Here is a 1,197-nt window from a genome sequence, read left to right as displayed (position 1 = left end):
ATGGCCAAAGAGAAGTTCGAACGCAACAAGCCGCACTGCAACATCGGCACGATCGGTCACGTTGACCATGGGAAGACGACGCTGACGGCGGCGATCACCATGGTTCTGGCGAAGACGGGCGGTGCGACGGCGAAGAAGTACGAGGACATCGACGCGGCGCCGGAGGAGAAGGCGCGCGGGATCACGATCAACACGGCGCACGTGGAGTACGAGACGCAGAACCGTCACTACGCGCACGTGGACTGCCCTGGGCACGCCGACTACGTGAAGAACATGATCACGGGCGCGGCGCAGATGGACGGCGCGATCCTGGTGGTGTCGGCGGCCGATGGTCCGATGCCGCAGACGCGCGAGCACATCCTCTTGGCCCGTCAGGTGGGCGTGCCGGCGCTGGTCGTGTTCATGAACAAGGTGGACATGGTCGACGACGAGGAGCTGCTGGACCTCGTGGAGATGGAAGTTCGCGAGCTTCTGTCGGGCTACGAGTTCCCGGGCGACGACATTCCGATCGTGAAGGGCTCGGCGCTGGCGGCGGTCGAGGGTCGTGACCCGGCGATCGGCGAGGACCGGATCCTGGAGCTGATGACGGCGGTGGACACGTACATCCCGCAGCCGGAGCGTCCGGTGGACCTGCCGTTCCTGATGCCGGTGGAAGACGTGTTCTCGATCTCGGGCCGCGGCACGGTGGTGACGGGCCGGATCGAAAAGGGAATCGTGAAGGTCGGCGAGGAAGTGGAGATCGTGGGCATCCGCGACGTGCAGAAGACGACCTGCACGGGTGTCGAGATGTTCCGCAAGCTTCTGGACCAGGGCCAGGCGGGCGACAACGTGGGCGTGCTGCTGCGCGGCACGAAGCGCGAGGACGTAGAGCGGGGCCAGGTGCTCTGCAAGCCGGGCTCGATCACGCCGCACACCGAGTTCATGGCCGAGGCCTATATCCTGACGAAGGAAGAGGGCGGCCGTCACACGCCGTTCTTCACGAACTACCGTCCGCAGTTCTACTTCCGGACGACGGACGTGACGGGGATCATCAAGCTGAAGGAAGGCGTGGAGATGATCATGCCCGGCGACAACGCCGAGCTGCTGGTCGAACTGATCACGCCGATCGCCATGGACCAGGGCCTGCGCTTCGCGATCCGCGAAGGCGGCCGGACCGTGGGCTCGGGCGTGGTCTCCAAGATCATCAAGTAGGCCCAA

Annotated in this window: 1 protein-coding gene; it reads left to right on the top strand. The window is 65.0% G+C overall.

Annotation, left to right across the window (positions count from 1 at the left end; genetic code table 11):
• Window positions 1–1,191, top strand: a 1,191-nt coding sequence (gene tuf / locus AX721_RS04360) for an elongation factor Tu (protein WP_068874806.1), incomplete at its 5' end; no start/stop codon positions are given.
• Window positions 1,192–1,197 lie beyond the last annotated feature (6 nt).

Source organism: Phenylobacterium sp. CCH9-H3, assembly GCF_001557235.1.
Classification (GTDB): Bacteria; Pseudomonadota; Alphaproteobacteria; order Caulobacterales; family Caulobacteraceae; genus Phenylobacterium.
This window is presented reverse-complemented; position numbering and strand designations above follow the sequence as displayed.